This is a genomic window from Pseudomonas sp. 39004, assembly GCF_028682155.1.
Taxonomy (GTDB): Bacteria; Pseudomonadota; Gammaproteobacteria; order Pseudomonadales; family Pseudomonadaceae; genus Aquipseudomonas; species Aquipseudomonas capeferrum.
Genome location: NZ_JANIAG010000286.1, coordinates 1 through 3,926, shown reverse-complemented (window position 1 = coordinate 3,926; position 3,926 = coordinate 1). Strand labels below are relative to the sequence as shown.

General features: G+C 64.0%; 4 protein-coding genes. 1 reads left to right on the top strand and 3 read right to left on the bottom strand.

The window, feature by feature from the left end:
* Positions 1-473 precede the first annotated feature (473 nt).
* From catA to NP534_RS26030, 3 genes are read right to left on the bottom strand one after another with little or no spacing between them, the layout of a single operon-like run.
* Complete coding sequence (gene catA, locus NP534_RS26040; RefSeq protein WP_033698744.1) at positions 474-1,409, bottom strand: catechol 1,2-dioxygenase; 936 nt, start codon at positions 1,407-1,409, stop codon at positions 474-476.
* Positions 1,410-1,452: 43 nt separating this feature from the next.
* The gene (gene catC / locus NP534_RS26035; RefSeq protein WP_033698745.1) at positions 1,453-1,743 is read right to left on the bottom strand and encodes a muconolactone Delta-isomerase; all 291 of its coding nucleotides are present in this window, start codon (positions 1,741-1,743) and stop codon (positions 1,453-1,455) included.
* Between the two features lie 31 nt (positions 1,744-1,774).
* A complete protein-coding gene (locus NP534_RS26030; protein WP_033698746.1) occupies positions 1,775-2,896 on the bottom strand; it encodes a muconate cycloisomerase family protein in 1,122 nt (373 codons plus the stop codon).
* A 134-nt stretch (positions 2,897-3,030) separates the two neighbouring features.
* Between NP534_RS26030 and NP534_RS26025 the strand changes: the two genes are divergently transcribed.
* Positions 3,031-3,926 (top strand): LysR family transcriptional regulator (locus tag NP534_RS26025; RefSeq protein WP_274100633.1); only part of this gene is annotated, 896 nt, incomplete at its 3' end.

Genomic DNA, 3,926 nt, shown 5'->3' with positions numbered 1-3,926 from the left:
CTACATTTGTTTCGGGCCAGTGAGGCCTGTGGCATTTGCGCGCGACCGCCTTGTTTGTCCGACGCGATATCGGGACAGGCACCAAGGGGCCGCGCGCCAATACCTCAGGAATAATTGGCCCGAAACAGATGTGGGAGCGGCGGTGCGGCGATCCGACTTGCCCCGCGAAGCGCCGCGCGGGCGGCGCTCGATATCCGCCCCACCTCCAACCCCACGACAAGCACCTAGTCGCCTTCACGCCTGGCTTGGCATTTTCAGCGCCCATCAGATCGAGCGCCGCCCGCACGGCGCATCGCGAGCGAAGCTCGCTTACGTCTGTTTCAGGCCAGTGAGGCCTGTGGCATTTGCGCGCCACCGCCGTGTACCCACAAAAAAGCCCGGGCCCTCCCCGCACGGAAAGGCCCAGGCACAAACGATAAATCCTGTAGAAACGCGCTTGCTGTCATCTCACAAGCGCACGCAACCCCCTGACCTCAGCCGTCTTGCAAAGCACGCGGCCGATGGCTGCGGATTTCCGCCTCAGGCGCCTTGGCAGGCTGCAACTGGAAGTCGAACGCCAGTTCGGCGAAGCGGTCACCTTGCACACCCCGGTCACGCGCCGTCGCTGCATCCTCGACAAAGCGCAGGTCACCGATCAGCCCGTCGCGGGTGGCATAGGCAAAGTCATCCCACAAGTACTGGTCACCCGCAAAGTTGATCTGCGTGGTCAGGTGGCGATGCCCCGGTGCCGAGATGAAGAAATGCACGTGCGCCGGGCGCTGGCCATGGCGGCCGAGCAGGTTCAGGCATTCCTGGGTCGGCCCTTGTGGGTCGCAGCCATAGCCGGACGGCACGATCGAGCGGGCGCGGTAGCGGCCTTCAGCATCGGTGATGATGCGCCGGCGCAGGTTGTACTCGGACTGGCTCGAATCGAAGTACGAGTAGGTGCCCTGGGTATTGGCGTGCCACAAGTCGACGGTAGCGCCCGCCAACGGCTTGCCCTCGGTATCGAATACCTGGCCCTGGAGGAACATCACCACGCCCGGGTCGGTGCCGTCATCCATGCGCGCTTCGCCTTGGCTGACAGGCGCACCAGCAACATACAGCGGGCCTTCGATGGTACGCGGGGTGCCGCCGGTGAGGCCGGCTTCGGCATCCTTGGCATCCTGCAGCAGGTCGATGAAGTGCTCGATACCCAAGCCCGCCGCCAACAGCCCTGCCTCATTGCGACCGCCCAGGCGGTTGAGGTAGTCCACGGCATGCCAGAACTCATCCTCGCTCACTTCCAGGTCTTCGATCAGGCGGGCAGTGTCCTGCAACACGCGCAGGATGATCTGCTTGAAGCGCGGGTTACCCTCGGCGTGCCCAAGGCCTGCGGCCCTCTCGAAAAACGACTGGATCTCGGCAGTGTGGGAAATCTTCACGGTCATTTTGCTTACCTCGTATTGTTCTTGTCAGGTAGTCAGGGTCGACTCAACGGTCGTCGCTGTGGATCGACGAAGGGTGCCGGCACAGGCCGTCCACTTCAATCTCCATGTAGGGGAACAGCGGCAGTTGCATCAGGGTATCGTGCAGGGCCTCGACGCTGGGGACGTCGAACACGCTGTAGTTGGCGTAGTGCCCGGCGATGCGCCACAGGTGGCGCCAGGTGCCATCGCGTTGCAGGCGCTGGGCCAGTTCCTTTTCGTCGGCCTTGAGCTGGGCGGCCTTGGCCGGATCCATGTCGACCGGCAGTTTCACGGTCATCTTCACGTGGAACAGCATGCGGGTTCTCCTTAGGCGTTCAGTTTCAAGATCAGCGGCGGGCGAAGCGCGCCAGGCGCTGCTCGTCCAGGGTCAGGCCAAGGCCCGGTGTGTGTGGAATGTGCAGCTGGAAGTCGTGGTACTGCGGTGGCTCGTTGACAATTTCTTCGGTCAGCAGCAGCGGCCCGAACAGCTCGGTGCCCCAGGTCAATTGGCGCAAGGTGAGGAACGCGTGGGCCGAAGCCAGGGTGCCGATCGAGCCTTCGAGCATAGTCCCGCCGTACAGGGCGATACCGGCTGCTTCAGCGATCTGCGCAGTGCGCAGCACCGCACGGGGGCCGCCGTTCTTGGCAATTTTCAGGGCGAAGATGCTGGCCGCGCCGTCGGCGGCCAGGCTGAAGGCGTCCTCGACGCTTTCGATCGATTCGTCAGCCATGATTGGCGCCGGGCTGCGCTGGTTCAGGCGTACCTGGCCGCCACGGTTGATCCGCGAGATCGGCTGTTCGATCAGGTCGATGCCGTTGTCGCCCAGCACCTGGCAGGCGCGCAGGGCCTGGGACTCGTCCCAGTACTGATTGACGTCGACCCGCACGCTGGCGCTGTCGCCCAGCTCGCGCTTGATCGCCACCACGTGCTTGAGGTCCTGGTCCACCGGGTTGGCGCCGATCTTCAGCTTGAACACGCGGTGGCGGCGGATTTCCAGCATGTGCTGGGCTTCGGCGATATCGCGGGCGGTGTCGCCGCTGGCCAAGGTCCAGGCCACTTCCAGGCTGTCACGCACGCGGCCGCCCAGCAGTTCGCTGACCGGCAGGCCCAGTCGCTTGCCCTGGGCATCGAGCAAGGCACTTTCAATACCCGACTTGGCAAAGGTGTTGCCCTTGGCCAGCTTGTCCAGCTTGAGCATGGCGGCATTGATGTTGTCTGCCGGCAGGCCGATCAGGGCCGGCGCCAGGTGCGCGTCGATGTTGGCCTTGATACCCTCGGGGCTCTCGTAGCCATAGGCCAGGCCACCGATGGTGGTGGCCTCGCCGATACCTTCGACGCCGTCGCTGCAGCGCAGGCGCAAGACCACCAGGGTCTGCTGCTGCATGGTGTGCATTGCCAGCTTGTGTGGGCGGATGGTCGGCAGGTCGACGATAATGGCGTCTACACGTTCGATCAGGGCATTGGTCATGGTCGGCAGGTCCCGTCTGGTCGGGTCGCACGCTGCGGGCCCGACACTGCATTTACTTGATTAATCAAGCATTGCGCGACAACCTGCCGGCCGTCCAATATCAAATGAATCTCCCACCATACCCTGGAGGTCTGATGGAGCTGCGCCACCTTCGCTATTTCAAGGTGCTGGCCGAAACACTGAACTTCACCCGCGCCGCCGAGCTGCTGCATATCGCCCAGCCGCCGCTGAGCCGACAGATCAGCCAGCTAGAAGACCAGCTCGGCACCTTGCTGGTGCTGCGTGAACGCCCGCTGCGCCTGACCGAGGCCGGGCGGTTTTTCTACGAGCAGACCTGCACCCTGCTCCAGCAGCTGGAGAACATCAGCGACAACACCCGCCGCATCGGCCAGGGGCAACGCCAGTGGCTGGGCATCGGCTTTGCCCCCTCGACCTTGTACACCGTGCTGCCAGAGCTGATCCGCGAGTTGCGCCAGGACAGCGAGCTGGAGCTGGGCTTGAGCGAGATGACCACGCTGCAGCAGGTCGAGGCGCTCAAGAGTGGCCGCATCGATATCGGCTTCGGCCGTATTCGTATCGATGACCCGGCCATCCTCCAGCAGGTGCTGTGCGAAGACCCACTGGTCGCGGTGTTGCCCAAGGGCCACCCGCTGACGGGCAACCCACTGACCCTCGCCCAACTGGCCAAGGAGCCCTTCATCCTCTACCCGGCCAACCCGCGGCCCAGCTACGCCGACCATGTGCTGGCACTGTTCGCCCATCACGGCATGACCCTGAACATCAGCCAATGGGCCAACGAACTGCAGACCGCCATCGGCCTGGTCGCGGTCGGGCTCGGCGTTACCCTGGTGCCGGCTTCTGTGCAACAGCAGCACCGCACCGACATCGCGTATGTCGGCTTGCTCGACAGCAGTGCCGTCAGCCCGATCATTCTCAGCCGTCGCAAGGGCGATGTGAGCCCGATCGTGCAGCGCTGCCTGGCGTTGATTGCCCAACAGCTCATGCCATTCGTCCACCACCACCAGGCGCA

Coding starts and splice junctions, on each gene's coding strand:
- catC (WP_033698745.1), bottom strand. CDS start 1,743: ATGCTGTTCCACGTGAAGATGACCGTGAAACTGCCGGTCGACATGGAT.
- catA (WP_033698744.1), bottom strand. CDS start 1,409: ATGACCGTGAAGATTTCCCACACTGCCGAGATCCAGTCGTTTTTCGAG.
- NP534_RS26030 (WP_033698746.1), bottom strand. CDS start 2,896: ATGACCAATGCCCTGATCGAACGTGTAGACGCCATTATCGTCGACCTG.